Annotated in this window: 26 protein-coding genes and 1 other annotated feature; of the genes, 8 read left to right on the forward strand and 18 right to left on the reverse strand. The window is 54.8% G+C overall.

Annotated elements, in window-relative coordinates; genetic code table 11:
• Positions 1 to 24 precede the first annotated feature (24 nt).
• Both NZD89_RS22255 and NZD89_RS22260 read right to left on the reverse strand, forming a co-directional pair.
• Complete coding sequence (locus tag NZD89_RS22255) at positions 25 to 321, reverse strand: hypothetical protein (protein WP_268004884.1); 297 nt, start codon at positions 319 to 321, stop codon at positions 25 to 27.
• 284 nt (positions 322 to 605) lie between these two features.
• On the reverse strand, positions 606 to 2,828 hold the full coding sequence (locus tag NZD89_RS22260) for a Tex family protein (protein WP_268004885.1): 2,223 nt from the start codon (positions 2,826 to 2,828) through the stop codon (positions 606 to 608).
• Positions 2,829 to 2,921: 93 nt separating this feature from the next.
• Here NZD89_RS22260 and proC point away from each other — a divergent pair, with 93 nt between their 5' ends.
• Positions 2,922 to 3,758: a pyrroline-5-carboxylate reductase gene (gene proC / locus NZD89_RS22265; RefSeq protein WP_268004886.1), complete on the forward strand. Its 837-nt coding sequence runs from the start codon at positions 2,922 to 2,924 to the stop codon at positions 3,756 to 3,758.
• A 52-nt stretch (positions 3,759 to 3,810) separates the two neighbouring features.
• On the opposite strand, the gene NZD89_RS22270 is transcribed toward proC, so the two are convergent.
• From NZD89_RS22270 to NZD89_RS22295, 6 genes are all read right to left on the reverse strand, one after another.
• Complete coding sequence (locus NZD89_RS22270; RefSeq protein ID WP_268004887.1) at positions 3,811 to 4,596, reverse strand: 3'(2'),5'-bisphosphate nucleotidase CysQ; 786 nt, start codon at positions 4,594 to 4,596, stop codon at positions 3,811 to 3,813.
• Positions 4,597 to 4,679: 83 nt separating this feature from the next.
• Complete coding sequence (gene sat, locus NZD89_RS22275; RefSeq protein ID WP_268004888.1) at positions 4,680 to 5,837, reverse strand: sulfate adenylyltransferase; 1,158 nt, start codon at positions 5,835 to 5,837, stop codon at positions 4,680 to 4,682.
• Between the two features lie 74 nt (positions 5,838 to 5,911).
• Positions 5,912 to 6,517, reverse strand: coding sequence for an adenylyl-sulfate kinase (gene cysC, locus NZD89_RS22280; protein ID WP_268008583.1), 606 nt, complete (start codon positions 6,515 to 6,517; stop codon positions 5,912 to 5,914).
• Between the two features lie 71 nt (positions 6,518 to 6,588).
• Positions 6,589 to 7,485, reverse strand: coding sequence for a sulfotransferase family protein (locus tag NZD89_RS22285; RefSeq protein WP_268004889.1), 897 nt, complete (start codon positions 7,483 to 7,485; stop codon positions 6,589 to 6,591).
• 117 nt (positions 7,486 to 7,602) lie between these two features.
• Positions 7,603 to 8,070: a hypothetical protein gene (locus tag NZD89_RS22290; RefSeq protein ID WP_268004890.1), complete on the reverse strand. Its 468-nt coding sequence runs from the start codon at positions 8,068 to 8,070 to the stop codon at positions 7,603 to 7,605.
• A 186-nt stretch (positions 8,071 to 8,256) separates the two neighbouring features.
• Positions 8,257 to 9,708: a catalase gene (locus NZD89_RS22295; protein WP_268004891.1), complete on the reverse strand. Its 1,452-nt coding sequence runs from the start codon at positions 9,706 to 9,708 to the stop codon at positions 8,257 to 8,259.
• Between the two features lie 157 nt (positions 9,709 to 9,865).
• Between NZD89_RS22295 and NZD89_RS22300 the strand changes: the two genes are divergently transcribed.
• Positions 9,866 to 10,258 carry a Fur family transcriptional regulator gene (locus NZD89_RS22300; protein WP_268004892.1) on the forward strand — a complete coding sequence of 131 codons (393 nt, stop codon included), beginning with the start codon at positions 9,866 to 9,868 and terminating at the stop codon, positions 10,256 to 10,258.
• A 260-nt stretch (positions 10,259 to 10,518) separates the two neighbouring features.
• Here the strand turns inward: NZD89_RS22300 and NZD89_RS22305 are convergent, their stop codons facing one another.
• Complete coding sequence (locus NZD89_RS22305; protein WP_268004893.1) at positions 10,519 to 10,872, reverse strand: winged helix-turn-helix transcriptional regulator; 354 nt, start codon at positions 10,870 to 10,872, stop codon at positions 10,519 to 10,521.
• Positions 10,873 to 11,055: 183 nt separating this feature from the next.
• Here NZD89_RS22305 and NZD89_RS22310 point away from each other — a divergent pair, with 183 nt between their 5' ends.
• From NZD89_RS22310 to NZD89_RS22320, 3 genes are all read left to right on the forward strand, one after another.
• Positions 11,056 to 11,589: a YceI family protein gene (locus tag NZD89_RS22310; protein ID WP_268004894.1), complete on the forward strand. Its 534-nt coding sequence runs from the start codon at positions 11,056 to 11,058 to the stop codon at positions 11,587 to 11,589.
• A 92-nt stretch (positions 11,590 to 11,681) separates the two neighbouring features.
• A complete protein-coding gene (locus NZD89_RS22315) occupies positions 11,682 to 12,134 on the forward strand; it encodes a YaiI/YqxD family protein (RefSeq protein WP_268004895.1) in 453 nt (150 codons plus the stop codon).
• 100 nt (positions 12,135 to 12,234) lie between these two features.
• Positions 12,235 to 13,056, forward strand: a complete 822-nt coding sequence (locus tag NZD89_RS22320; protein WP_268004897.1) for an ABC transporter ATP-binding protein — start codon at positions 12,235 to 12,237, stop codon at positions 13,054 to 13,056.
• A 148-nt stretch (positions 13,057 to 13,204) separates the two neighbouring features.
• Here the strand turns inward: NZD89_RS22320 and NZD89_RS22325 are convergent, their stop codons facing one another.
• The 5 genes from NZD89_RS22325 to NZD89_RS22345 all read right to left on the reverse strand — a co-directional run bounded on the left by NZD89_RS22325 (position 13,205) and on the right by NZD89_RS22345 (position 19,492).
• Positions 13,205 to 14,230 (reverse strand): NADH:flavin oxidoreductase/NADH oxidase, encoded by a 1,026-nt coding sequence (locus NZD89_RS22325; protein WP_268004898.1) that lies wholly within the window; start codon positions 14,228 to 14,230, stop codon positions 13,205 to 13,207.
• 334 nt (positions 14,231 to 14,564) lie between these two features.
• Positions 14,565 to 16,019: a degradosome RNA helicase CshA gene (gene cshA, locus NZD89_RS22330; RefSeq protein WP_268004899.1), complete on the reverse strand. Its 1,455-nt coding sequence runs from the start codon at positions 16,017 to 16,019 to the stop codon at positions 14,565 to 14,567.
• A gap of 554 nt (positions 16,020 to 16,573) precedes the next feature.
• The gene (locus NZD89_RS22335; protein WP_268004900.1) at positions 16,574 to 17,074 is read right to left on the reverse strand and encodes a hypothetical protein; all 501 of its coding nucleotides are present in this window, start codon (positions 17,072 to 17,074) and stop codon (positions 16,574 to 16,576) included.
• 103 nt (positions 17,075 to 17,177) lie between these two features.
• A complete protein-coding gene (locus NZD89_RS22340; RefSeq protein WP_268004901.1) occupies positions 17,178 to 17,450 on the reverse strand; it encodes a hypothetical protein in 273 nt (90 codons plus the stop codon).
• A 125-nt stretch (positions 17,451 to 17,575) separates the two neighbouring features.
• Positions 17,576 to 19,492 carry an ABC-F family ATP-binding cassette domain-containing protein gene (locus tag NZD89_RS22345; protein ID WP_268004902.1) on the reverse strand — a complete coding sequence of 639 codons (1,917 nt, stop codon included), beginning with the start codon at positions 19,490 to 19,492 and terminating at the stop codon, positions 17,576 to 17,578.
• A 231-nt stretch (positions 19,493 to 19,723) separates the two neighbouring features.
• Between NZD89_RS22345 and NZD89_RS22350 the strand changes: the two genes are divergently transcribed.
• Positions 19,724 to 20,896, forward strand: a complete 1,173-nt coding sequence (locus NZD89_RS22350; RefSeq protein ID WP_268004903.1) for a uracil-xanthine permease family protein — start codon at positions 19,724 to 19,726, stop codon at positions 20,894 to 20,896.
• 222 nt (positions 20,897 to 21,118) lie between these two features.
• Positions 21,119 to 22,309 carry an MFS transporter gene (locus NZD89_RS22355; RefSeq protein WP_268004904.1) on the forward strand — a complete coding sequence of 397 codons (1,191 nt, stop codon included), beginning with the start codon at positions 21,119 to 21,121 and terminating at the stop codon, positions 22,307 to 22,309.
• A gap of 70 nt (positions 22,310 to 22,379) precedes the next feature.
• Here the strand turns inward: NZD89_RS22355 and NZD89_RS22360 are convergent, their stop codons facing one another.
• The 4 genes from NZD89_RS22360 to NZD89_RS22375 form a co-directional block, all read right to left on the reverse strand.
• Positions 22,380 to 22,706, reverse strand: coding sequence for a chorismate mutase (locus NZD89_RS22360; protein ID WP_268004905.1), 327 nt, complete (start codon positions 22,704 to 22,706; stop codon positions 22,380 to 22,382).
• A gap of 116 nt (positions 22,707 to 22,822) precedes the next feature.
• Positions 22,823 to 23,055, reverse strand: a binding site (T-box leader).
• Positions 23,056 to 23,160: 105 nt separating this feature from the next.
• Entirely contained in the window at positions 23,161 to 23,703 is a 543-nt protein-coding gene (gene msrA / locus NZD89_RS22365; RefSeq protein WP_268004906.1) for a peptide-methionine (S)-S-oxide reductase MsrA, read from the reverse strand.
• 128 nt (positions 23,704 to 23,831) lie between these two features.
• Entirely contained in the window at positions 23,832 to 24,152 is a 321-nt protein-coding gene (trxA, locus tag NZD89_RS22370) for a thioredoxin (protein ID WP_268004907.1), read from the reverse strand.
• 154 nt (positions 24,153 to 24,306) lie between these two features.
• Positions 24,307 to 24,873 (reverse strand): DNA-3-methyladenine glycosylase I, encoded by a 567-nt coding sequence (locus NZD89_RS22375; protein ID WP_268004908.1) that lies wholly within the window; start codon positions 24,871 to 24,873, stop codon positions 24,307 to 24,309.
• 162 nt (positions 24,874 to 25,035) lie between these two features.
• Here NZD89_RS22375 and NZD89_RS22380 point away from each other — a divergent pair, with 162 nt between their 5' ends.
• The gene (locus NZD89_RS22380) at positions 25,036 to 25,416 is read left to right on the forward strand and encodes a hypothetical protein (RefSeq protein ID WP_268004909.1); all 381 of its coding nucleotides are present in this window, start codon (positions 25,036 to 25,038) and stop codon (positions 25,414 to 25,416) included.

The raw sequence follows: 25,416 nt of genomic DNA on the forward strand, positions 1-25,416 counted from the left end.
CATCTCAGGGACTCCCCCCGTACGTCAGCGGTTCAATGCTCGGGTGTCGTAGTTCTCCTTGTGCTTCCCTTGGAGTGCTTGTTCGATGTCGCGACCAATACTCGCGTCAATACCGGTAATTTGACTGCGGTAGTACTTGCGACCTGCTGCGTACACCTGTTCCCGCAGCGCGTCGTTATTCGGCTCTTTTTCAAGCCGCCTCAAGAGGGAAAAGTAATCTTTGTTGGCGCGGTCACCCTTCACCGTCAACGAGTACGCGAACCAGCACAAGGCTAGAATAATGGCGACGGAAATGACCCAAAATAGACCTTTCAATATCATCAATACGACCTCCTCATTACATGTCTAAGTGACGTCGGACGAAACAGAGATAGCTGCGAGGGTATGCAATAAAGTGCGAAACGCCGCATAGAAACGAGCGCTATCATCTTCAGCATCACCACTTGCCGCAGGTACGAAACATCCACACGGATTCGATTTGTGACTCTACTTCAAAATGTACTCGTTGGGGAGTAACTTTCAGATTGCATCGAGACCCGCCCCCCCAGCGCAATCATTCATCTCATCGTAAATCTCTTCACGATATCGCAGACGCCGCAACCGGATCAGTCGGCCTGTTTCTTCATGGAAAGGCCAAGTCGACCTTTCTGCAAATCGACTTGAATCACGCGCACCTGAACGACGTCACCGACGGAGACGACGTCCATCGGGTGTTTGACGTAGTGGTCGGCTAGTTGGGAAATGTGCACCAGACCGTCATTTTTCACGCCGATATCGACAAATGCCCCAAAGTCGACGACATTGCGAACCGTGCCGCTGAGCGTCATCCCAACTTCCAAATCCTCGAGCTTCAAGACGTCCGTCCGCAGGATGGGTGCCGGCACATCCTCGCGCGGGTCCCGCCCGGGCCGGTAGAGTGCGTCCATGATGTCACGCAGCGTCGGTTCCCCAAACCCCGTCTCGCGACTGAGCTCGTCAAGCGGCGTTGCACGCATCTCACTAAGCCACTTGGCGCGTGCCTGTGCATCTCTCAAAGTGCGCTCGTCGCGGTTCCACCTCTCGAGCAGTGCGTTCACCACGTGGTAGGATTCTGGGTGAATCGGCGTTGCGTCGAGGACTTCGTCGCCGTCCGGAATACGCAGAAAGCCTACGCACTGCTCGAGCGTCTTCGGTCCCAAGCGCGGCACCTTGCCCAAAGCTTTGCGCGTGTGAAAGCGGCCGTTTTTCTCGCGGTATTCGACGATATTGCGAGCGACCGCCTTGTTGAGTCCCGCCACGTATGACAATAGACTCGGGGACGCCGTATTCACATCGACACCCACGTGGTTCACGGCGGTTTCTACGACGACAGCCAATTGCTCGTCCAATTTCTTTTGCGTGACGTCGTGCTGGTACTGTCCAACGCCGACCGACTTCGGGTCAATTTTCACCAATTCCGCCAACGGGTCTTGTACACGGCGAGCAATGGAGACGGCGCTGCGCTCGGAGACATCGAGATGAGGAAATTCCTCACCTGCAAGTGGAGAAGCGGAATAGACGCTGGCACCCGCTTCGGACACGATGAGATAGGGCACCAGAGCGCCGTCCTCCTCCTTTACCTGGCGGAGGCACGCGGCGATGAACGCCTCCGTCTCGCGCGAGGCGGTACCGTTGCCAATCGCAATCAGCCCTACGCCATACTTGCGAATGAATGCAAGAACCTGTCTGCGCGCGTCTTCCACCCGATTCTCTGGAGGCGTCGGATAGATGACGGACACCTCCAGCAACTTGCCGATATCGTCGATGACGGCGAGTTTGCAGCCGGTGCGATAGGCGGGATCGACACCGAGCACCACGCGATTGCGGATGGGCGGTTGCATCAAGAGATTCTTGAGATTCTCGCCGAAGATGGAAATCGCGTGGTCTTCTGCCCGTGCGGTGAGTTCCGCGCGGATGTCGCGTTCAATTGCAGGAGCGACGAGGCGCTTGTATGCGTCGACCACGGCCGCGGTCAGCAGGTCTCCGATGTACGTCCCGGCCGACCGAGAGTGAATGTGCATTCGGCACAGATGGTTGACGATGAGGTCCTGCGGAGCTGCGACGGATATGCGGAGAATTTGTTCGCGTTCCCCGCGGTTCATAGCGAGTACGCGGTGCAGCGCAGCTTTGGCAATCGGCTCCGAAAACTCGTAGTACGCCTCATAAACGCTCTCTACATTAGCGTCGACTGCGACACTCTGCAAGGTTCCTCGCGCGACGGTGGTCTGCCGGACCCACCTTCGCGATGCCGGGTCGTCCGCGACCGACTCGGCGAAAATATCACAAGCCCCTTGCACGGCTTCCTCCACCGAAGACACGCCGAGTTCCTCTGATACAAACTGTTGTGCATACGTGCGAATGGCCGATTCGCCGTCGCGCGAGCGCTCAGGTTGTCGAAGCCAGATGGCGAGCGGCTCAAGCCCCCGTTCCTTGGCCACCGACGCGCGCGTCTTGCGCTTAGGCCGATATGGGCGGTAAATGTCGTCGACCTCCGTCATCGATCCCGCCCTCATCACGGCCGCCACCAGCTCGCGGGCCTTCGCCTCGTCAGCGAGCGCACCGTGTTCCTCAAGGAGGCGAACCACATCCTGTTTTCTCCCGAACAGGCTCTTTTCCGATTCGTATCGATTCGCGATATCCCGCAGTTGATTTTCGTCGAGTTCCCCGGTCATCTCCTTGCGATACCGCGCGATGAACGGAATGGTATTTCCCTCGTCCATCAGGCGCACCGCCGCCCGAACCTGCGATGCCGCGATGGACAGGCTATTTGAAATCTCTTTGATATAATCCGGCGTGGATAGCTCGAACAAGTGAACGACTCCTTTGTTGCTGTAAAATGAACCCTGACTGTATCCAGTTTCCCCGCGAGGGAATCAAAATGCAAGCCAAACGAGACCAGAGAGGTGAACAAATTGACAAAAGTGCGAGTGCTCTTTATCGGCGCCGGACGGATGGCCCGCGCTATGGTTTCCGGGATGGTCCGCCAACAGGGTACGATCGATTGGGAGGTGCATGTGGCCAACCGTTCGAACAGCGACCGGCTGGCCGAATTGGTCCGTGCGTTCGACGTAAAAGCCGTGCGCGATTGGCGCACATCTGCACAACAGGCGGATGTCATCGTGTTGGCGATGCCGCCTGACGAACACCACAAGGTCCTCGCTGGGCTTTGGAGTATCATCCGACCAGAGCAATTGGTGGCGAGTGTCGCTGCTGGCATCGGCCTTTCCGGATTAGAGGCCGCTCTCCCACAAGGTGCGCAATGCGCCTGGATGATGCCGAATACGGCGGCCGGCATCGGTGAGTCGATGACGTTGTGCGCCATCGGAGATTTCGTTACAGAGCGCAATCGTCACCGCTTGGATGAAATCCTCGGCGGCCTAGGGCGCTCTTTCATCTGCACAGAGCAGCAAGTTCACGACCTGACCGCCATTACAGGGAGTGCCCCCGCCTTCGCCTTTCAATTTGCAAAAGCGCTCGAAGACTCGGCCACACAGTTCGGCGTGGACCCGCACGACGCGCGCAACCTAGTCGGACAAATGATGCTCGGTGCCGCCAAACTGATGCTGACGGGGCAAGAACCACTCGCGCTCGCGGCGGAGGTCACCACACCAGGCGGTGCGACGGCGGCCGGACTCGCTGTGCTCGAGCAGACGCACTTTGCAAAGCACCTCCAGGCAGCCGTCGACGCCACGAACAGTCGGGCCCGGGCCCTGTCACCAAAAAGCGCGGAAAACGCCTAAGGGCGTTTCCGCGCTACATGCTCTGCACACAGTGGCCGTCCTGAAGTACGCCTTAGCGGCGGCAAAGGTGCTCTTCAATGTGCTCGATAAGCTGGTCTTTACAGTGCATGGACGTCGCGATAATACCGGGTACGAGCGTCTGTTCTCGGTTGAACCGAAACGGCTGAAAATCCTTGTCGACGACGAAACCGCCCGCTTCCTCGACGAGCAAGACACCAGCGGCGATATCCCACTCGTTCTTCGGTGTGAGGCTGAATGTCGCATCCGCAGCCCCAGCCGAAACGCGAGCGAGCTTGTACGCGACGGAACCGAGCGGTTGCACATCGAGGATGCCGGCAAATGGCTCGAACTCTCCACGTCTGATCTCGGACCGGCTCCCAAACACCTTGATTCGACCTTCAGACGCCTGCCGTACACGCGTCTTTTGACCGTTGAGCGAACTACCCTGCCCCTTGACCGCCTGAAAGTATTCATCGGTCATCGGATTGTAAATCACGCCGACAACAGGCATCCCGTCCTCGATTAAGGCGACCGATATCGCGAACTCCGGCAGCGCCTTGACAAACTCTCTCGTGCCGTCGATTGGGTCGACAATCCACACCCGTCGACATTTGCACCTCTCCAAGTCGTCTGCCGACTCCTCAGACAACCAGGCATCGTCCGGAAACGCCTCAGAAATCTTCGTGTGGAGAATGGTATTTGCCGTTACATCTGCCGTCGTCAGCGGATCTTCGTTCGCTTTAAACGTCGTTTCAAACCCCTCGCGAGCAATCCGAACGATTTCCCGGCCCGCCTCGCGCACGGCCAACTCCAATACTCGTGTCTCACGTTCCAGCAAGTTCCCCACCTCCACTATGACGACTCCGAAGGAACAGAAGGTGCGCGGCGTCACAGAGACGCGCTACGCACCTCGTCGTCCAATCAAGATTGTGTGTAGTGCTCCATTAGTACCTTGACGACCTCAGGTCGGCTAAATTCCGGCGGCGGTGCGATGCCTTCGCGCAGCATCGCGCGAACTTTCGTCCCCGACAGCGTCACATGGTCATCATCCCCGTGCGGGCACGTTTTCGCCGTCGCCATGCCCTGGCACTTCTTGCAGTAAAACGCGTTGTCGAAAAACAGCGGGGTGATGCCGAGTTCCCGCGTGTCAAAGTTGCGAAAGATGTGTTGGGCGTCGTACGTGCCGTAGTAGTCGCCTACTCCGGCGTGATCGCGACCGACGATGAAGTGCGTGCAACCGAAATTCCGGCGAACGAGGGCGTGCATGATGGCTTCACGCGGACCCGCATAGCGCATCGCCGCCTTATAGACGCCGAAAAACGTCCGGTCTTGCGGGTAGTAATGTTCGAGAATGGTTTGGTACGCGCGCAGACGCACCGGCGCCGGCACGTCGTCCGCCTTCGTCGGACCGACGAGCGGATTCAGGAACAGACCGTCGACGCCTTCGAGCGCGATCTTCTGGATGTACTCATGCGCGCGGTGAACGGGATTTCGGGTCTGGAATCCAACGATTGTCTTCCACCCTTTATCCGCAAAAATCTTGCGAGTTTGCTCCGGTGTAAAGAAGTAGTCGGAAAACTCGTCGACGCGTTCGTCCTCAAACACCTCAACCGGACCCCCGAGGTACACGTTCCCCCGCTCGTGCAGCCGCTTGACGCCTGGATGCGCGTCCTCTGTCGTGCGATAGACCATCTCTGCTTCGTGTTCCAGGTCTGGGCGGTACATGTGTTCTACGCGCATCGCCGCACAGATCACGCCGTCCGCTCGAACCAATGCAATTTCTTCGCCCACAGAAATCGAACCAGCCAATTCCTCTGTCACAGGCAAAGTGACCGGGATGGACCAAATCGATCCGTCTACTAGGTGCATCGTATCCACGACTGCCCGATAATCCGCTTCCGACATAAACCCAGTGAGCGGAGTGAATGCACCGATACCGATTTGATAGACATCGGATACAGCGATATCGTCGAGGACGACCTTCCGCTTGGACGCAAGAGACGAACGCCTCTCCTCCTGGGTTTCTGTTGGAACCATTGCGTTGACAAGTGATGTTTTACGATTGAGATCGACTGCCACGAGTTTGCCTCCTTCAGCATTGACCACACATCCCAGTTGCTACCCAGCCGATGTGTAAAATCCTTTCGGACATACTATTGGTTATTAGGTACCTGATACAATTTTGATTTTACACCTTCTACGATACGTTCGATACAGTCATTAATCGACATTTCCGAGGTGTTTACCATGATATCTGGCGATGACGGGGGTTCGTAGGGCGAACTGACGCCCGTAAATTCCTTGATCACTCCACTTTTTGCCCGTTCGTACAATCCCTTCGGATCTCTCGTGATACAAACCTCAACTGGGCATTGAACGTAGACTTCCAGGAACGAGTCCGAGGAAATGATCTCCCTCGCGCGCGCCCGATCATCGCGAAAAGGGGAGATTAGGGCCGTGATGGCGACGACACCCGCGTCCGTAAACAACTTCGCCACATGTGCCACGCGGCGGACGTTTTCCTGGCGCGATTCCTTGTCAAACCCAAGCCCTTCGTTGAGCCCGTGACGCACGTTGTCCCCGTCGAGCAGGTACGTATGAACCCCTTCCTCGTACAAGCGCTGCTCTAGCGCGTTTGCGAGGGTGGATTTGCCGGCGCCAGACAAGCCTGTAAACCAAATACACAATCCGCGGTGCCCATTGAGCAGTTCGTGTTGCCCACGGCCAATTTTTTGCTCGTGCCAGACAATCGTCGACATTCTGGACTCTCTCCCCGTCTCCTGTGATTCGTCACCGGTGCCGGCGCATTCGATATTTACTAATTTTATTGTCATGATAACCAGCCACTCAAGTCACGGTGAAGTAAATCTTGAAGACGAAGAATATCGTCTCGGAAGTAACGCGCAAGCATGCGCTCCGCTTTCGCCGACGGCTTGTCCTTGGCGAGCGTCATGTTCTTCGCTCGCTGCCCGAGCTTACGCCGGAAGTCTTTCGGGAGAAGCGGTTTGATCACCTCTTTGACCGCGTTTGGCTTGGCGAAAAACTCATACATCAAGCGCGACTTCGGCTTGCCAGACTGGTTGTACCGCAGTGAAGTGTTAATGGAAACATCGTCGCGAAGGTTGAGGAAGGAAAACAGTTCCCGCACGACCTGGTCGGCATGCTCGAGGTCCTCATACAGAAAGATCTTCAGCTGGTCCCGGCCAAAGACGCTCATATACGCCTCAATCGACTGTGCGTAGAGCCCCGCTTCCTTGTACCACCAGAGCGGTTGATAATTTTGTTCTCTCCTGGTGGCCTCTTGCTCGAGGGCCTCTTCAAACGACAGGGTTTCGCGGCCGTCGCGAATGGTGTGCATGTACGCTGAAAAAGCGCGCTGCACCGGGTTGCGCAAGACAAGCGCAATTTTTGCATCGGGATTAAATTTGTGAATTCGAGCCGCTGCCTGAGGAAACGTCAAATAATAAACGGACGCCTCCCCCACGACGCTCTCATTCTGCACCCCATCAAACAGGCGCATGTAATCCTCCTGCGTTCGCGTGGTATTGTCCTGGAACCCTTGGTCACCTGGACCCTCAAATCGATCCGGAAACTCCGGCGAGCAAAAATAGTGCGGCTCTTTCACGCGACTCATATACACGTCAGGATGTTGTTGGACATAATAAAACAGCGACGTAGTCCCAGACTTCGCCGCACCCGCAATAAAAAAATTCGGAAGCCTAGCCATGATCATAGTCCACCTTTCACCTTACGGATTGTAGACTATGTGAATTGAAATTTCCTTGAACTAATTGTGTTACATTAATTATTTGTCCATAAAAAAAGGCCCGCCGAAGCGGGCCCATCAATCCAAGTTTTCAGGTGTCTGTCCCTTTTGTTTCCTGCGTTTCGTGTTGCGCTTGCGCTTCGAAATCCGCAGCTTGACTTCCCGTTCCACCGTGGTGTACTTCGTCACCATGGCGGGTGTGAGCACGCCCTTAGACGTGAACATACAGAAGTCGAACGGCGTTTTTAACTCGTCCTTCGGGACCTGCAGTTCATCTGCCAGAGCGTCTTTATCAAGCACTTCGCGTTCGCGAAATTGTGGAGACAACACGGCTATTTCGCCATTTGGGAGGGAGAACGTAATCTCCTCTTCCTCGTGACCTTCAAACAGTTCTTCAATTTCTTCCAACAGAAGTTTGTTCTCTTCATTCCGTTCCTTTGCGATCTCCTTGTTTTGAAAATAGCGCAGAACTTTGTCCTCAAGGCGTAAACGACCGGTCTGTTCCTCTTCTTGCCGTGCAGTGATGTCCTCTTCCAGTGTTGACACTTGTACAATTCACCTCATGTTATGTTCCATGATCTGTCCCTACTAGAGTAATGGGCACACAGCTATGTATTCTATCACGAAGAGCCCGTGGCAGGACATTGCACGACTCTATGGAGGCACAAAAAATGTGCAAGCCAGTTTCCACAGACCTGCACATCATCGGAGACGAAGGGCGCGTCTCTACCGTCAGTTTGTCACGTCTATCGCGATACCCAGTCCCTTTGCCACACGTTGGCCATACGTGGCATCAGCTTTCGTGAAGTGATCGATCTGACGGCGCAAAATCGTCTCATCGACGCCTTTCATCGCGTGTACGATGTTGTCTATCAGATGGTCCTGCTCCTCCGCGCTGAGCAAGCGGTACAAATCGCCAGGCTGCGTGTAGTGGTCATCGCTGGCATACGCGTGTTCGGCAGCGACGCCCGAGACTGGCAATTGATAACCCTTCGCCGCGTCGGACTGAACCGGGCCATGAAAGCTGTTCGGTTCATAATTGACACTTCTGCCACCGTTGTTGTCAAAGCGCATTGCGCCATCGCGCTGATAGTTTTGGGCCTTCGTCGCATGAGGGCGGTTCACCGGCAACAAGTTGTAATTGGTTCCGATGCGATAGCGATGTGCATCCGAATATGCAAATAGGCGACCTTGCAACATTTTGTCTGGCGAAAATCCGATACCTGGCACAATGTTGGCTGGTGAGAAGGCGGCTTGTTCAACTTCCGCAAAGTAGTTTTCGGGGTTCCGGTTGAGTACCATCCGGCCAATTGGAATCAGCGGGTAGTCCTCATAATGCCAGACCTTCGTCACGTCAAATGGGTCAAATTTATACGTCACGGCGTCCTCAAGCGGCATGATTTGAACGTAGACTTTCCACGCAGGATAGTCACCTTGCTCAATCGCCTCATACAGGTCGCGGGTGTGGTAATCTGGATCTTCTCCGGCCACGCGTATTGCTTCCTCGCGCGTAAAATTGTCGATGCCCTGCTCCGTTTTGAAGTGGTACTTCACCCAGACCGCTTCGCCCTTGTCATTTACCCATTGAAACGTATGACTGCCAAACCCGTGCATGTTGCGCAGCGTCCTTGGAGTGCCGCGGTCAGAAAAGAGAATGGTCACTTGGTGTAGGCTCTCCGGGGACAGCGACCAAAAGTCCCAAATTGCATTCGGATCTTTCAAATTGGTCGCTGGATTGCGCTTTTGCGTATGAATGAAGTCGGGGAACTTCAGCGGATCGCGAATGAAGAAGACAGGGGTGTTATTTCCCACGATGTCGTAATTCCCGTCTTCCGTGTACAACTTGACCGCAAACCCTCGCGGGTCCCGCTCCGTATCCGCCGCACCGCGTTCACCCGCCACGGTGGAAAAGCGGATGAACACCTCAGTTTGCTTGCCGACCTCGGATAAAAACTTCGCCTTTGTGTACTGGGCTACTGGATGCGTCACCTCAAAGTATCCGTAGGCACCCGCGCCTTTTGCGTGAACGACGCGCTCGGGCACGCGTTCGCGATTGAAGTGCGCGAGTTTCTCCACCAGATGCACGTCCTCTAACAGGACTGGTCCGCGTGCCCCAGCCGTCTTTGAATTTTGATTGTCGAGGACTGGTGCACCAGATTGCGTCGTCAATGGCTTGTCGGTCAAATCGATCTCTCCTCCAATTATTGAATTTAGACTTAGTTTAAATCTCGGTATATAATTTGGCAAGGGTTGCGCATACTTTCAAGAGGCGAACATTGACCGAATCTACGAGATGCGGTTGAATACATGAAGAGATTCTTCGGAGAGGATGGGGTTCCCCGTGAACCAGAAAATTAATTGGACCACGCAGCGTCGAGTCATCTACGAGTTGGTTCGCGACACGACAGACCACCCGACAGCCAGTGACGTGATGGAGCAGTTGCGGGCCGAGGGCCACCAGTTTGCGTACGGAACAGTCTACAATTCTCTTAGATATCTTGTTGATATGGGGTTAGTCCGCGAATTAAAACTCGGAAACGCAGTCAGTCGATATGACGCGCGGACAGAGGATCACCTGCACGTCATCTGCGACGTGTGTGGGAAAGTGGCTGAGGCGGAAATTGATTTACCGACCCGATGGCTGGAAGAAATTGCGGCCACGACGTCCTTCCAACTCGACAGTCCAGAAATTTTGTTGCACGGCGTCTGCCCGGACTGCCGTCGCGCGAACTAGCGGCTGACGCTTGTCATGAATCGGTTGCGAACCCATTAACCGCTTCCCGACTTCGTTCAGTCGCCCCCGATTGTAAAATGGGACAAGTCCGCTATCAAATCGTCATCTCGCATGCGATGACACATCCTCGGTTCGCCCTCGCACCAATCGGGCGCCTGTTTCCTCCTACTTCACAAAACTGTCCGGATAAGGCTTGGTCAAGTTCCCTATCCCCCCGGGCCACGGGACGTTCTGCCTTCATGCCGCCCGCAGCCTTTCTCTTAAGTCGACTCGGGTTCAACTGAATCGCGCTGTCCCTTGCGGATGAGATGCGACTCCCCCCACTCGTGCAAGAGGGTCAAAATCGGCTGCAGCGTCCGCCCGTACTCCGTGACAGAGTATTCGACGCGAGGCGGGATTTCAGGGTAGATCCGCCGCTCGATGATGTCCTCCTGTTCGAGCTCCCGCAACTGCTTTGTCAGTACCCGCTGCGTGATGCCCGGAATTCGTTTCTTGAGCTCGCTGAAGCGCAGCGTCGATTCGGACATCAATTGAAAGAGGATCATCATTTTCCACTTCCCGCTGATGATGTCGAGCGTAGAGTTCACTAGGCAACGTTCTTCAGGTTGATTCAAGGCAGATCCCTCCCGTACTTTATTGGTATCCCCTAGTATACTATGGCACACCAGAGTACGTACTTAACAAAACTCAACAGCTGATGAATAATTAGATATGAAATATTTCCGGACTGAAGTCCGTGCGTCACGTTCGTGACACGAAATCAAACGAATTAACCAGATGCAGGAGGTATAAGAGACATGGCAAAAACGACCTGGGCAGTAGATGCTTCCCACTCGGAAATTGGATTTAGCGCAAAGCACATGATGTTTACGACCGTTCGCGGGTCATTTAAGAAATTTGAGGCAACCGTCGTAGCAGATCCGGAAGATCTAAGCACCGCGGAGATCGATTTCACAATTGACGTAGCAAGCGTCGATACGCGCAACGAAGACCGCGACAACCACCTTCGCACAGGTGACTTTTTCGACGTCGAGAACTATCCAACCATCACCTTCAAGGCGACCGAAACGAAAAAGACCGGCGAGCACGAGTACGACATGATCGGCGACGTCACCATTCACGGCGTCACCAAGCCAGTCACGTTTCACGTCGTGTACCAAGGCACTGGCAAGAACCCATGGGGCGCGGAAGTTGCAGGTTTCGAAGCAACGGCTGCCATCAGCCGCAAGGACTTCGGGCTCACGTACAACGCTGCACTCGAAACCGGCGGCGTGCTCATCTCCGACCAGGTGAAACTAAACCTTGAAATTCAAGCGAGCAAACAAGCTTAACGTCGATTTCCATTTTCTGAACCAACCTGATAGCGTATAGGGAGTGAGGTTCAAATGCCTTGCTCCCTTTGTCTATTTATGGAGGTGACTCGATGCTGATCTACGTGGACGCAGACGCAGCGCCGAAGTCGGTTCTTCGGATCACGCGAGATGCCGGCGCGAAATACGACATCCCGGTCATTACGGTCAGTTCCATCAATCACGAGATTCGTGGAGAGCACCACATCCAAGTCGATCCCGCCCCACAAGCGACCGACATGGAGATTGTCCGCAGGATTCGGTCGAACGTCCCGACCATCGTCGTCACGCAGGACTATGGACTGGCGGCGCTGGTGCTCGCGCGCAAGGCACACGCCATCTCTCCAAGCGGCCTGTGGTTTACCAGTGACAATATCGACAGGTTGTTAGCAGAGCGCGCAGTGAGTGCGAAGTTGCGACGCGGTGGCAAAGTCCGCCTGCGCGGTCCGCGCGCGCGAACGGACAACGATGACAGACAGTTTGAAGAGAGCTTACTACGCCTCATCGAGTCTGTGAGACAACCGTAAACTATTCGTCGGCCCCTACTTTCCCTTGTGACGCTCTGACACCTGGCGATGGTGTGATAGGATAGTAAAAAGACACCATACGGTAAACGAGGTATGTATGATGAACGCGATCGAATGTCGGGACGTCACCTGGGTCAGAAATCGCAAGGAGATCCTTCAGAATGTTCAATGGACGGTCGAACCGGGACAGCACTGGGCCATCCTTGGTCTCAACGGCTCAGGGAAGACGTCTTTGCTCAACTTGATCAACGGCTATCAATGGGCCACTCGGGGCTCCATTCAGGTTCTGGGCGAGACCTTTGGCAAGACCGACCTCCAGGCGTTGCGTCGGCGAATCGGTTGGGTCAGCAACGCCATGGCGGACCGCTTTTCGACAGACAGACCTACAGACACCGCGTTAGAAGTCGTCATGAGCGGCAAATACGCTTCCGTCGGCTTGTGGACCCCCATCGACCAAATGGAGGACGAACCGGCCGCCCTGCAATGTCTAGAACAGGTACGCGCTGTCCACCTAAAGGATTCTGTGTTCAACGTCCTCTCGCAAGGGGAGAAACAGCGCGTCCTCATCGCGCGAGCGATGATGTCCCAATTGGGGCTTTTCATTTTGGATGAACCGTGTACGGGATTGGACATTTTGGCTCGGGAGTCGCTGCTAGAGACGATTGAGTCGTCGACGCGGCAACCGGAAGGACCGACGATTCTTTACGTGACGCACCACACCGAGGAGATCGTCCCGGGCATTACACATGTCCTTCTCCTCTCACGAGGGCGGGTCGTTGCAGCAGGTCCGAAACGGGACACCCTGACGAGTGCCAACTTGTCGCGCACATTCGGTCTCGATGTCAGTGTCGAGTGGAAACAGGATCGGGCTTGGTTGCAAGTGGAGACGACCTTGACCGTGCCAAGTCGAGCATCCGTATAGCCGCCTCCCAAGCGCAAAAGGGGTGTCCTTGGCCATCTGCCGATGGCCAAGGACACCCCTTGAAGTTCTTGAACACGGTTTGCGCTATCGAAACTCCCTGCGGCGTGGAAGGGCTAGTTCACGACCGATGCGTTGAAGGGTGAGGACGTCAGTGGATGGCTAACGAATACTGCTTTGGTGGAGCCGGCTTCACCCGAAGTTGCTGCGCTGCGTGGAGTGCGAAATAGGGATCTCGCAAGAAACCGCGGGCGATGGCGACGAGATCCGCGTCTTCATTGGCTACGACCGACTCTGCCAAGGCCGCGTCGTCGAGCATGCCCACTGCGATGACAGGCACGTTCAGCTTCTCCTTCAACTCGCGGGCAAACGGCACTTGATATCCCGGATAGTTACCAGGTTTGCGCGCTCCGGCCGGACCTTCACCGCCTGAGCTCACATGGAACATATCCACTCCAGCCTGCTGATATGCGCGTCCAAGCTCGACGGCGTGATCGAGCCCGTAACCGCCATCGGCGTATTCAACCGCCGATACTCGAAGTAAAAGTGGCATGGTACTTGGCATCTCGCTCTTCATCGCCTGAATGACTTCGACGCCAAATCGGGCGAGATCCGAGCCGTATTCATCCTTGCGATGATTGGTCAAAGGCGATTGGAATTGATGCACGAGGTATCCGTGTGCGCCGTGGATCTCAATCGTATCCACACCCGCCTGAACGGCTCTCCTTGCTGCTGCGCCGAACTTCTCCACCATCCGTTTGACGTCGTCCGTACTCAATTCACGCGGCGTCTTGTACTGGTCACCTTCAAACCGAATCGCCGATGGCGCGACCGGCTGCGCGGCATCCTCGGCCTTCCTCCCCGCGTGTGCAATTTGAATTCCAATTTTCGCGTCGTATTGATGCACCGAATCGATGATGCGTTGAAAAGCTGGAATGTGGTCGTCGGACCAAATGCCGAGATCGTAATCCGTGATCCGGCCGTCCGGCTCAACGTCGGTCATCTCGATGATGACGAGGCCTGCGCCCCCGACGGCCCGACTGGTGTAGTGAACAAAATGCCAATCGTTCGGGACACCGTCCTTCGCGGTCACAGAATACTGGCACATCGGTGCCATGACAATTCGATTCTTAAGCGTCAAGTCCTTTAGTGTGAACGGCGTGAAAAGCTTTGCCACAGCGATATCCCCTCTCCAATTTGCGTACGTTCTTAGGCTGTGCACACCCCGTGACTCGATGCGCCAAACATCACTATCATAAATTTAGTCACTTCATTTAGCAAATTAGCAGAGAGACAAACGGATAACAGGGGGGATTTGAGTAACCGACAGTAAATCGACATTTCCCAAGCAATACTGACGGCACGCGACAGATCCCCCACGGGTTAACATAACGTATTGACGCTCTACTCCCGGGTCTACATATGTAAAAAACCGCGCCCGTCGTTTAGACGGACGCGGCTCTTCTGATGCACTGACGCTATCGTTTTGATTCGGCGTCGCTCACCGATGTTTACCCTCGACCTCTGTTGCCGCGGTAGTGCCCGCCGGCGGCGCTGCCACCCTTGCCATAGCGCGACGAGCCATGACGCGCTCCGTCGCGGCCGCGGTGGTGATCTCGTCCACGGTCCTTGTGCTGACCGCGGATGCGTACCGGGCGCTCTGCCGTCAAGGTAATCGGCACTTCCTTCGTACCCTTGGTCAACAACTTGATCGCAGCCGATACGATGACGATGGAGTTCTCATTTTCCAGCAGCTCCTCGGCCATGTGACGGAATCCGCCGAGATCGCCGCTCTGGCTTGCCTCAAGCAATTGATCCATGGCGATTCGCTGCTTGCTCTCCTTGGCTTCAACGTACGTCGGTAGCGGTTTACGCGTGATCTTCCGCTTCGTGCTGCGTTCAATTTGATGGAGATGATCGATCTCCCGCGGTGTGACGAAGGTCGAAGCGATACCGCTCTTCCCCGCACGACCCGTACGGCCAATTCGGTGGACGTAACTGTCGATGTCCTGCGGGATGTCGAAGTTGTAAACGTGCGTGACGCCTGATACGTCGAGACCGCGCGCAGCCACATCCGTCGCCACTAGCACGTCCAAACCGCCGTCCCGAAACTTGCTCATGACGTTGTCGCGCTGCTTCTGGCTGAGGTCGCCGTGAAGGCCATCCGCAACATAGCCTCTCGTCTGCAAGGCGCTTGTCAATTCGTCCACGCGGCGCTTCGTGCGGCCGAAGACGATGGCCAATTCTGGGCTTTGAATGTCGAGCAGCCTCGTCAGCACGTTGAGCTTCTGGGCTTCCGACACTTCGTAATAGACCTGTTCAATGCTCGGTACAGTCACCTCGGTCGCCTTCGCCGAGACCAGCACGAAGTCGCGCATGAACTTCTTCGCCAGCTCGCGAACGCCCGGTTTCATCGTGGCTGAAAACAGCATCGTCTGTCGTTCCGACGGACACGCACCCAGAATCGTTTCAATATCTTCCACGAAGCCCATATCGAGCATCTCATCGGCCTCGTCGAGTACCGCGACGCGAATGGAATCCAGGCGTGCCGTACGTCGATTCATGTGGTCCATCAAACGGCCCGGTGTCGCCACAATCACGTGTGGACGGTTTCTCAGTGCTCGAATCTGGCGGCCGATGTCTTGACCGCCGTAGACTGCTAGCACGCGAACACCTTTTACGCCACCGACTTTGATAATTTCTTCTGCAACCTGAATACAGAGTTCGCGGGTTGGCGTCAGGATGAGTGCTTGTAGTGCATCGCTATGCGTGTCTACCTTTTCCACGACGGGAATCGAGAAGGCGACGGTCTTCCCTGTACCGGTTTGCGCCTGCCCAATCACGTCCGTTCCGGACATCGCGACAGGAATCGCCTGTGATTGAATGTCAGTAGCCGACTCAAAGCCCATATTTCCGAGAGATCGGAGTACTTCTTCACTTAAATTCAGTTCCGAAAATAAAGACATACTGTTACCCCTTTTGACGTTTGGGTTGCCACCTAAGATTAGACTTGTACAATTCGTGCAGTGACATACCTCGAAATGCAATTTCTTGCCCCGACGGGCATCGTAACGCGTGATACCTTACTCCTGACATGCTTCAAAGACGAGTGACACGCTGTTCATCGCCGTCTGGGTGGCCACGGTCCCACTCCAGAGATAGCGTGGGTTCGTCTCGTTTCTGTTGTACCGAAATCGTTCCAGGCTCGTCGACCAGCCCTCTTGGTTTATCCATTTTCAACTATGGCAGAGTGAGCCAAATCCAGGTGAACTCACCATACAATTGGCGTGCAAGATAAACGCAGCTATATAGAGTGGATACGCAGTGGAGATTTCCGACGGAGTCATCAGTTAGAGGAGAAGTATCACGATAAGGAACTTACGAGTATGAACCCATCATTCGTCGATACCACGTGGTCGCTGACTGATATTACCAAGATAGATGATGACCGGTGCGCGGGGCGATGCCACACAGGCACGCCCCGGCGAGTGTTGACAGTTAGGCCGCTACTCAGTTTTCCTCAGAGCGTGGAAACCTTGTTAGAATCCAGTCCTTCATCAATCTCATCTTCGTCGAGCATCGCTTTGGGCAGTCCCGTATGTCCGCCCCAATAATATGTGATCACTGCAATCACGGCGATAATCACTTGGTCCCATATACGTGGGATCCACGCGATACCCCCGAAATCCCCGAGTTTCGATACAATCACAATCGCCGCATAATAGAATACCAACCACCACGAAGATTTCAACTGCTGCGCAAATGAAACTTGTCGCTTCGGTACCCAGCGATAGGCAAACAGGTAAAACACAAACATGACTAACTGTGAACCGAGCAGCCACGAATCCACAGTCCATCCAGTCCAATACACGATGAGACTGGCGATGATGAACGCAATCGGACCGATGACGTGCATTCCCTTTAGATAGAAAGGACGGTCGAGCTCCGGCGCGTTCTTTCGGAACGCGTACGCCGAAATGGGTGCCAACGCGTACGTCAGAACCAGCGCATCGGATACCACCCCGATGAGCGCGCCCTAAGACGGAAACGGCAGTGTCCAGAAAATCGAGAGGAAAAACGAGAGCCACAGTGCTGGCCTCGGAATCCCCGTCCTTGCGTCGATTCTACCAAAGATCTTGAACAGTGTCCCGTTTTTTGCCCAACCAAATACAATTCGCGACGAGGAGTTCATGAAAATGTTCGCGGACCCACTCGGAGACACAATTTAAGAGAGAGAAGGCGAACAGCAGAGCCACCTGTAAAATCCAGCCGAGCGCCGAGGGCGCCTCTGCGTGCGAGTGAGACAGTGCCGACCACCACGATGACGCGTACTGGCGCGCTGCCTCGACTTCGATGCTGCACGGACTCGAGTATGCAATCAGCGTCGCAAACCCCATCAGGTATCCCAGAAGCGGGCCATGCGAATACACTGGATAGCGGACAATTCCGCCAGCCCGGGGAATCGCTCCGCCGAGTTCAGCGTAGACGAGCCCGGCAATCGGTCGGATGAAAAATTATCCATCTACTTGTCCTTACTGCGCTCAATTTCCTCCGCCAATTCACTTAAATACGTCCACCGCTCGAGCAGGTGCTCGAGTTTAGATTCGAACGCCTGCTGTTGTGCGAACAGTTCCTGAAGACGTACGTGATCCGCCGCGTGGACTTCCATCTGTTTGATCACGTCTTGGAGGGCCGTTTCGGTTTCCTCGATGAGTCCTTCGATCTCGTCGTATTCCTTTTGCTCCTTGAACGTGAACTTGAGCGTGTCCCGCACTCGGGTGTGGGGATTTGGATCTGCGCGACTGTCTGGACTTGGCTCTTTTGAATCGTCTGCATGCGTGCGCGAGGCGGCACGTTCCAGATAATCCGTGTAGTTCCCGAAATAGACCTCGATGTTTCCGCGCCCGTCGAGGGCAAAGATCTTGTCCGCCACCCTGTCCAAAAAGTACCTATCGTGCGACACCGCGATGACGGCCCCGGCAAAATCGTCGATATACGACTCGAGAACGGACAAGGTCGGGATGTCGAGATCATTGGTCGGTTCATCGAGCAGGAGCACGTTTGGCGCCGACATGAGCGTCTTCAACAACGCGAGCCGCCGGCGCTCGCCACCGGACAGCTTGGCAACAGGCGTCCACTGCAGGCTCGCCGGGAACAAGAATCGTTCGAGCATCTGAGTGGCCCGGATTCGCTCCCCGTCTGCCGTCTCGACGTACTCCGCCTCCTCGCGAATGACGTCGATGACGCGCGTGTCGCTGTCCACCGCCTCGTGCTCCTGAGCGAAATAGCCCATTTTCACAGTCGATCCGATTCGCACCTCACCGCTGTCCGGGAGCTCCATACCGGCTATCATTCTCAATAAGGTCGACTTCCCTGCGCCGTTTGGGCCGATGATGCCAATTCGGTCATTGCGCTGGACGATGTAGTCAAAGCCATTCACTATCTGTTTGTCGGCGAATGCCTTCACCACCTGATGGAGCTCGACGACCGACTTTCCAAGGCGCGTGGACGCGGTCGAGATGGCCACCGTTTCTCCTATGGCCTCCGGAGTTTGTTCCAAAACTTCATAGTACCTATCCGTTCGCGCCTTCTGCTTCGTCCCGCGCGCCCTTGGGCCTTTGCGAATCCACTCGATTTCATTGCGAAGAAAATTTTGCCGCTTCTCTTCCGTGGAGCGCGCAGCCTCTTCTCGCGCCATCTTCCCTTCGAGAAACGCTTCGTAATTGCCCTGATAGGTGTAGATGTGGCCATTGTGAAGTTCGAAAATCCTGTTCACGACGCGGTCGAGAAAGTACCTGTCGTGCGTCACCATAAACAGCGCGCCTTTTCGCCGCGCGAGGTAGCTCTCGAGCCACGCCACCGTCTCATTGTCAATGTGGTTGGTCGGCTCGTCGAGAACCAGTAAATCGGAAGGCTGTATCAGTGCGCGCGCCATGGCCACACGCTTGCGCTGCCCGCCGGAGAGCGTCCCGACTTTGCTGTGCATATCGGTGATCCCCAACTGCGTAAGAATGGTCTTTGCTTCGTGCTCGAGATTCCAAGCGTCCGACTCGTCCATCTGCGACTGGAGGCGGATCAATTGCTTTTGTGCCGCAGCAGACCCTGGGTTCAGTTGCAGCTGATTCAACGTATCTTCATACACTCGAAGGAGTCGCATCACAGGCAAATCCCCGTAAAAGACCTGCTCGAGCACGGTCCCGTCATGATCAAACTGTGGGTCTTGAGGTAAAAAGTGTACACGCACGCCGCTGCCGAGCGTGACGGTACCCGAATCGGGTTCATCGAGACCCGCGAGGATCTTTAACAAACTCGACTTCCCTGTGCCATTGACCCCGATGAGCCCGACTTTATCCGCCCCGTCAATCCCAAACGAAACGTCGTCGAGCAACACCTTTTCACCGTATCGCTTTGCCATACGTTCTGCCGATAATATATTCATCGTCATCAAACCCGCTATCTCACTTGTGTTTCGAGCCGACCATGAGGAAGGCAGCCGACTCGTCCGTATAGACTCATGATACCATGACGAACCTGCCGTCATGGCGACGCGGCTCACCTGACAAATTCGCACAAAACGCATATTTAATCAGAACTTTATATCGCCAGAAGTGCCATCGATGGATATACTATTGGACGAAGTTCGCCAAATTCCGCACAAGGAGGCCTTGACTTGAGGTCGTTTGTTCGTGCAATTCCGCTCTCGTTTCAGCACGTGTTTGCCATGTTTGGCGCCACTGTGCTCGTTCCGTTCCTGACTGGACTAGATCCCGGCTCAACCCTCGTCGCCAGTGGCGTCGGCACAATCATTTTCCACCTGATCACACGCGGCAAGGTTCCTACTTATTTGGGTTCATCCTTCGCATTTATCGCGCCACTCACCCTGTTCGTCACCAAGCAGCACGCACCTGGACAAGCTGTTACAGGACTTATCAGCGTCTCTATTGTATACGGCATATTATCGCTCGTCATCGCCAGTGTCGGCGTGCAACGGGTTCGCAAAGCCATCCCGCCCGTAGTCGTCGGCCCGGTTGTGGCCATCATCGGTCTGTCACTCGCCCAAACGGCGATTCAATCGGAGGCGTCGACACACTGGGATGTCGCGATTGTCAGTCTATTGGCGGCCATCCTGGCGTCACTCGTCGGCCCAAAACAAATGCGACTCATTCCGATTTTGTTCGGGATTGTCATCGGGTACGTGTACTCCATCATTCGCGGCGGGCTCGTCGACTTTAGTGGCGTACGGACTGCGTCGTGGGTCCAGTTCCCGCACTTTCATGCTCCGACCTTCAGTTGGTCGGTGATCCTTGCGATGGCCCCCATCGCACTGGTCACGTTTGTCGAGGACCTCGGACATATGTTCGTCCTCAACGAGATCACCGAAAAGGACGTCGTCAAAAACCCTGGGTTTCCGTCCATTCTCTTGGGTAACGGGGTAGCAACCTTTGTATCCGCCCTCTTAGGTGGTCCTGCTCAGACCACCTACGCGGAAAATCTCGGCGTGCTGGCGATGACGCGCCAGTTTTCCAGCCGCATCATTCAAGGGGCCGCGGTCATTGCCATCATCCTCGGCCTACTTGGGAAGTTTGGCGCACTCATTCACTCCATCCCAACTGCTGTGATGGGTGGTATCGGGATTCTCCTCTACGGCATGATTGCCGCAATGGGGATTCGCCACATGATTGAGGAAAAGGTGAACCTCGCCAACATGAAGAACCTGATCATCGTCGCCGTCATCTTTATTGTTGGGGTCGGGTACGCCAACAATGGCATCGCGTACGCGACCATCGCAGGACTCCTGATTTACTGGCTGATCCCGAACCTCGGAAACCGCGCGGAAAAATAAAATAACGCACTCGCAAGAGCGGGCCATCCCTTCGTCATCCTAGGACGACACAGGGATGGCTCTTTTTTCTGTCCGGATGGTTGGATAAAGCGGGGCCGCTCGCTCAAAATGGATGCTTCACGGCGAATTGTATGTGCTATTCTGACAGAGTCATGTGGACGCCTTCACACGAAATTTTGCACACATGTAGCCCGAATGGCACAGACGAGAGGATGGATATGTGTGAGAACCGCCCTGCTCAAACTTCGCGCATTTTACCTGGTGACGGGGTTGTCAGGAGGCATTCTGGTTCCATACCTGTCCTTGCTCTTCGAACACAACGGATTCACGAGTGGAACCGTCGGTCTGATTATGGCTATCGGCACATTCGTCTCCGTTCTCACACAACCTCTGTGGGGCGTGCTTGTCGATAAATTCCAATTGACCCGATTGACACTCGCCATGAGTTCGACAGTTCCGGGTATCCTCGCGGTTGTATTCGATGTGAAATGGCTGTGGATGGTCGTGTTCGCCAACGCGGTATGGAACATCTTTTCCTCTCCGCAGACGCCGACCGCAGACGCTTACGCGGTCACCAGCGCGGCTAAATCAGGCGCCTCTTATGGGTCTATTCGGTTGTTTGGCAGTCTCGGGTTTGCGATTGGCGGGTACCTCAGTGGGGAATACCTCGCCCACGCGCCGTTGACGTCGCTCTGGATCCCCTATATCGTCATCTCCCTGCTCGGGGGCGCCATCGCGTGGATGCTCCCCAAAAACGACGTCCGTTTCGCCGGCAGGGTACCCCTCCGCCAAGGGATCTCCGCGCTGATGCGAGATCGGCGATTCATCCTCTTCCTCATTGGAGGATTCCTAGTCAGTCAGACGCTGACGGCGTTCAATACGTATTTTGCACTCACCTTTCAGGCGATGGGTGGTTCCTTTGCCCTGACCGGCGTAGCCTTCTTTATCGCATCCGCAACAAACGTTCCGGCGATGTTGGTGGCACGTCTTGTCATCGACCGAATTGGCCGCGAGACGACGCTTCTCATCGCCTCGTTTGCCTACGTACTGCGCTGGGGCGTGCAAGCGTTCCTCCCCATCCCCTGGGTGGCCATCGCGATTCAAGTCCTACACGGCGTGTCCTTTGGATTTTATTACGTATCTGCCGTGGGCTTCGTGTACAAATCCGCTGAGAAGGACCTGCAGACGACGGCGCAGAGCATCTTTGGCATGATTTGTACGGGTCTGGCTGGAATTGTGGGAAATCTGTTGAACGGGTATCTGATTCACTATGGAGGGCCTTTTGTCATGTACCTGTCGTGTACAGTTAGTTCCCTTCTCGGGTCGCTCTGTTTCTTCTATGTACTCCGGCTCGGGCGCACCACACGTATGACGGAAGCACCCGAGACTGGACGAGGACTAAATCAGGACTGACTTCCCCGTGGACTCACGCGGCTCTTATACCACTTGCGAGGTAGAAAAACAGTCGAATTCGCCTAAGCACCTAATCGATCTCCGCGTCGTCCTCGCTTGCCTGTTGCAAGCGAACGATATCCGCTTCCACGCGACACGTCTCTTCGTGAATCAAGTGATAGAGGCGCGACATGAACTCTTTGCTCAACGACAAGTGACTCCCCAATTCGATGTATGACTGCTCGACCTGCCGAGCCCGCTCTATCTGAACGACCGGCTTCGCCCATTTGCCCTTCAACTCCGCAATTTTCCTGGCCGCTGCAAAACGCAAGGCGATGGCTTCAATCACCTTTTCGTCAATTCCGTCAATCTCCGCCCTGTACGCTCCGATGCCGCTCGCCCACGTCTCTTCTGTCACGGTCGATCCCTCCTCAAAGGTTGTTGCGCATGGCGCAATAAACTACCCAAGCATCTCCTGTAGCGTCTCTGTGTGTAGGCGAATGGCTGCCACGAACAACAAAAAAATCCCGCCCCAATAGGGGCGAGATTGTGCTCGCGGTACCACCCTAATAAAAGGTCATAACGACCTTTTATCTTCGTTCAGGATATCGAGACCTTTGGGGTCCCGGCACGGACTACCAACCGAAAACGGCCTTCACCCGGGCAGCTCCGGAGTGAACTTCAGCTGATTCGCCGCATCGGTTTGCACCAACCACCGACTCTCTGACCGGCCTTAGGCAGCCTACTCTCTCCATCACAGCACGCGTATTCTGAATGTTTATAATACCTTATACAATTGCACACAGACTGTCAACCCATCGTCGGCGAAAACGTGCAACACAGCAAACGACAGATTAAACCGCGCTTTGTGGTCAGTCTCCCCAGTGGTGCTCGATAAACCTGTCCCGCCCCGAGGCCTGACGGTACCGGTTGTAATGCGCAGGATTTCGGCGGTAGTAGCCCTGGTGATAATCCTCCGCCTCGTAAAACGGCTTCGCCTCTAAAATCTTTGTGACAATCGGCTTTGAAAAGCGACCCGACGCCTCTAATCGCCGCTTCGAGGCCTCCGCGCGAAGCCGCTGATCTTCGTCATGATAAAATATGGCGGTTTGGTAGGAGGGTCCCCGATCGTAAAACTGCCCCCCCGCATCCGTAGGATCGATTTGCCGCCAGTATATGTCGAGCAGTTCATCGTACGAGATGACATCCGGATCGAACGTGATTTGAACCGCTTCGTAATGGCCTGTCGATTCCGAACAGACCTCTTCGTAAGTCGGATGTTCTGTGGTCCCTCCCGTGTAGCCGGAAACGACCTTCTGAATCCCCGGCCACTGGTCAAACGGCTTGACCATACACCAAAAGCAGCCACCTGCGAAGGTGGCCACGGAAGACTTGCCAGCCACTGTTTCTGACACGCGAATCCCTCGCAATCTCCATGGACTTCAAACCAGTTGAACCTATCGTACAACATCCGCTCTGCGGACGAAAATGAAGGCACAAAAACAGCCACTGCCGATATCGACAGTGGCTGTGATAGACGAGCTTACGCGATGATGTCTGACAGTTCCGCTTCAAGTTCCGACTTCGGTCGGTAACCGACAATCTGCTTGACGACTTCCCCGTTTTTGAAGACCAACATCGTGGGAATGCTCATCACGCCGAATTGAGACGTCGTCGTCGGATTTTCATCGACATTCAATTTTGCGACGGTCAGCTTATCTGCATATTCCTGAGAAATCTCTTCGAGAACCGGGCTCATCATCCGGCACGGGCCACACCAAGTTGCCCAAAAATCGACCAAAACGGGCTTGTCGGATTGAACCGTCGTGGAAAAATCCGCATCTGTCACTTTCTGTGTCGCCAATTCTCTCACACTCCCAGATGATGAATGCACGAAAGAACATCCATTCATTTTATTTACTTTTTTATAGTAACACCACAAAAGTAATATTTCAACCCTCGATCCGCCCCGCATAAGCGCACCGACCAACGCATGTGCGCAATTCAGAGCTTGGGTGTCAGCGAGTCAAGTCATAGTACCGAAAACACGTCTGGATGTGGTCCATCACGACACCCACCGCCTGCAAGTAAGAATAGACGATGGTGGTCCCGACGAAATTAAATCCGCGACGCTTCAAGTCCTTGCTGATTTTGTCCGAGAGTTCCGTGCTCACCGGCACATCCTTCAAACTCGCCCAGTGATTCACCACCGGTTTGCCGTCGACGAAGCCCCAAAGATACGATGCAAACGAACCAAACTCTTCTCGTACCCGCAAAAACGCATTGGCGTTTCGAATCTCCGAAGCCACCTTCAAACGGTTGCGAACAATTCCAGACGCCTCAGAGAGCAGTTGTTCGACCTCCGTATCGCCATACAGCGCAATTCGCTCGTAATTGAAACCGTCGAACGCACTCCGATAGTGCTCACGTTTCTTTAAAATGGTATACCAGCTCAATCCCGCTTGTGCGCCTTCGAGGATCAAAAATTCAAACAGTTTGGTGTCATCGTGTACCGGTACCCCCCACTCTTCGTCGTGATACGCAAGATAAAGTGGATCTTGATTGACCCAGCCGCAACGCTCCATCGAGCAATCCTCCAAACACGTGCCGTCGAATTTCCAGACTCCGTTACAGTCGAGATTTTAAAAGTATACCAATCGCCGAATTCAATCGATAGGAAACCGCTGTGGTAGGATGGAAGGGTATTCTAGCCATTTGCCCCGGGCCTATAGGTGAGGTGAGTCGTTGTGAGTTTGGCGAAAAAAATGTTGATCAAGCAAAACTATCGCGGCGTCGTCTTGAATGCGCCAGATGGATTCTCCTTGTCGGCAACAGAGCTTCCAGACGCGGTACAAGTCACGCACGAACTGAGTGGGGCGTTCGACTTCGCGCTCGTATTTGCCAAAGACCAAGCGCAGTTGCGCGACTGGTTTCCAAAGGTTCTCCCACATCTGCAAGCGGACGCAAAGCTCTGGGTCGCGTACCCAAAGAAAAGTTCAAAGCTAAAATCGGATATCAGCCGGGACGAAGGTTGGGAAATCGCCAAAGAGGCAGGCTACCAGGGCGTCAGTCTCATCTCTATCGACGAAACTTGGTCGGCGTTTCGACTTCGCAAAGCCGTAGACTGA

The organism is Alicyclobacillus fastidiosus, assembly GCF_026651875.1.
GTDB lineage: Bacteria > Bacillota > Bacilli > Alicyclobacillales > Alicyclobacillaceae > Alicyclobacillus > Alicyclobacillus fastidiosus.

What these genes read in the sequence shown, in the direction of transcription:
- NZD89_RS22255 (WP_268004884.1), bottom strand. Translation starts at nt 321, where the DNA reads ATGATATTGAAAGGTCTATTTTGGGTCATTTCCGTCGCCATTATTCTA.
- cysC (WP_268008583.1), bottom strand. Translation starts at nt 6,517, where the DNA reads ATGTCGACGATTGTCTGGCACGAGCAAAAAATTGGCCGTGGGCAACAC.
- NZD89_RS22285 (WP_268004889.1), bottom strand. Translation starts at nt 7,485, where the DNA reads ATGGCTAGGCTTCCGAATTTTTTTATTGCGGGTGCGGCGAAGTCTGGG.
- NZD89_RS22310 (WP_268004894.1), top strand. Translation starts at nt 11,056, where the DNA reads ATGGCAAAAACGACCTGGGCAGTAGATGCTTCCCACTCGGAAATTGGA.
- NZD89_RS22315 (WP_268004895.1), top strand. Translation starts at nt 11,682, where the DNA reads ATGCTGATCTACGTGGACGCAGACGCAGCGCCGAAGTCGGTTCTTCGG.
- NZD89_RS22320 (WP_268004897.1), top strand. Translation starts at nt 12,235, where the DNA reads ATGAACGCGATCGAATGTCGGGACGTCACCTGGGTCAGAAATCGCAAG.
- cshA (WP_268004899.1), bottom strand. Translation starts at nt 16,019, where the DNA reads ATGTCTTTATTTTCGGAACTGAATTTAAGTGAAGAAGTACTCCGATCT.
- NZD89_RS22340 (WP_268004901.1), bottom strand. Translation starts at nt 17,450, where the DNA reads ATGGGGTTTGCGACGCTGATTGCATACTCGAGTCCGTGCAGCATCGAA.
- NZD89_RS22345 (WP_268004902.1), bottom strand. Translation starts at nt 19,492, where the DNA reads ATGAATATATTATCGGCAGAACGTATGGCAAAGCGATACGGTGAAAAG.
- NZD89_RS22375 (WP_268004908.1), bottom strand. Translation starts at nt 24,873, where the DNA reads ATGGAGCGTTGCGGCTGGGTCAATCAAGATCCACTTTATCTTGCGTAT.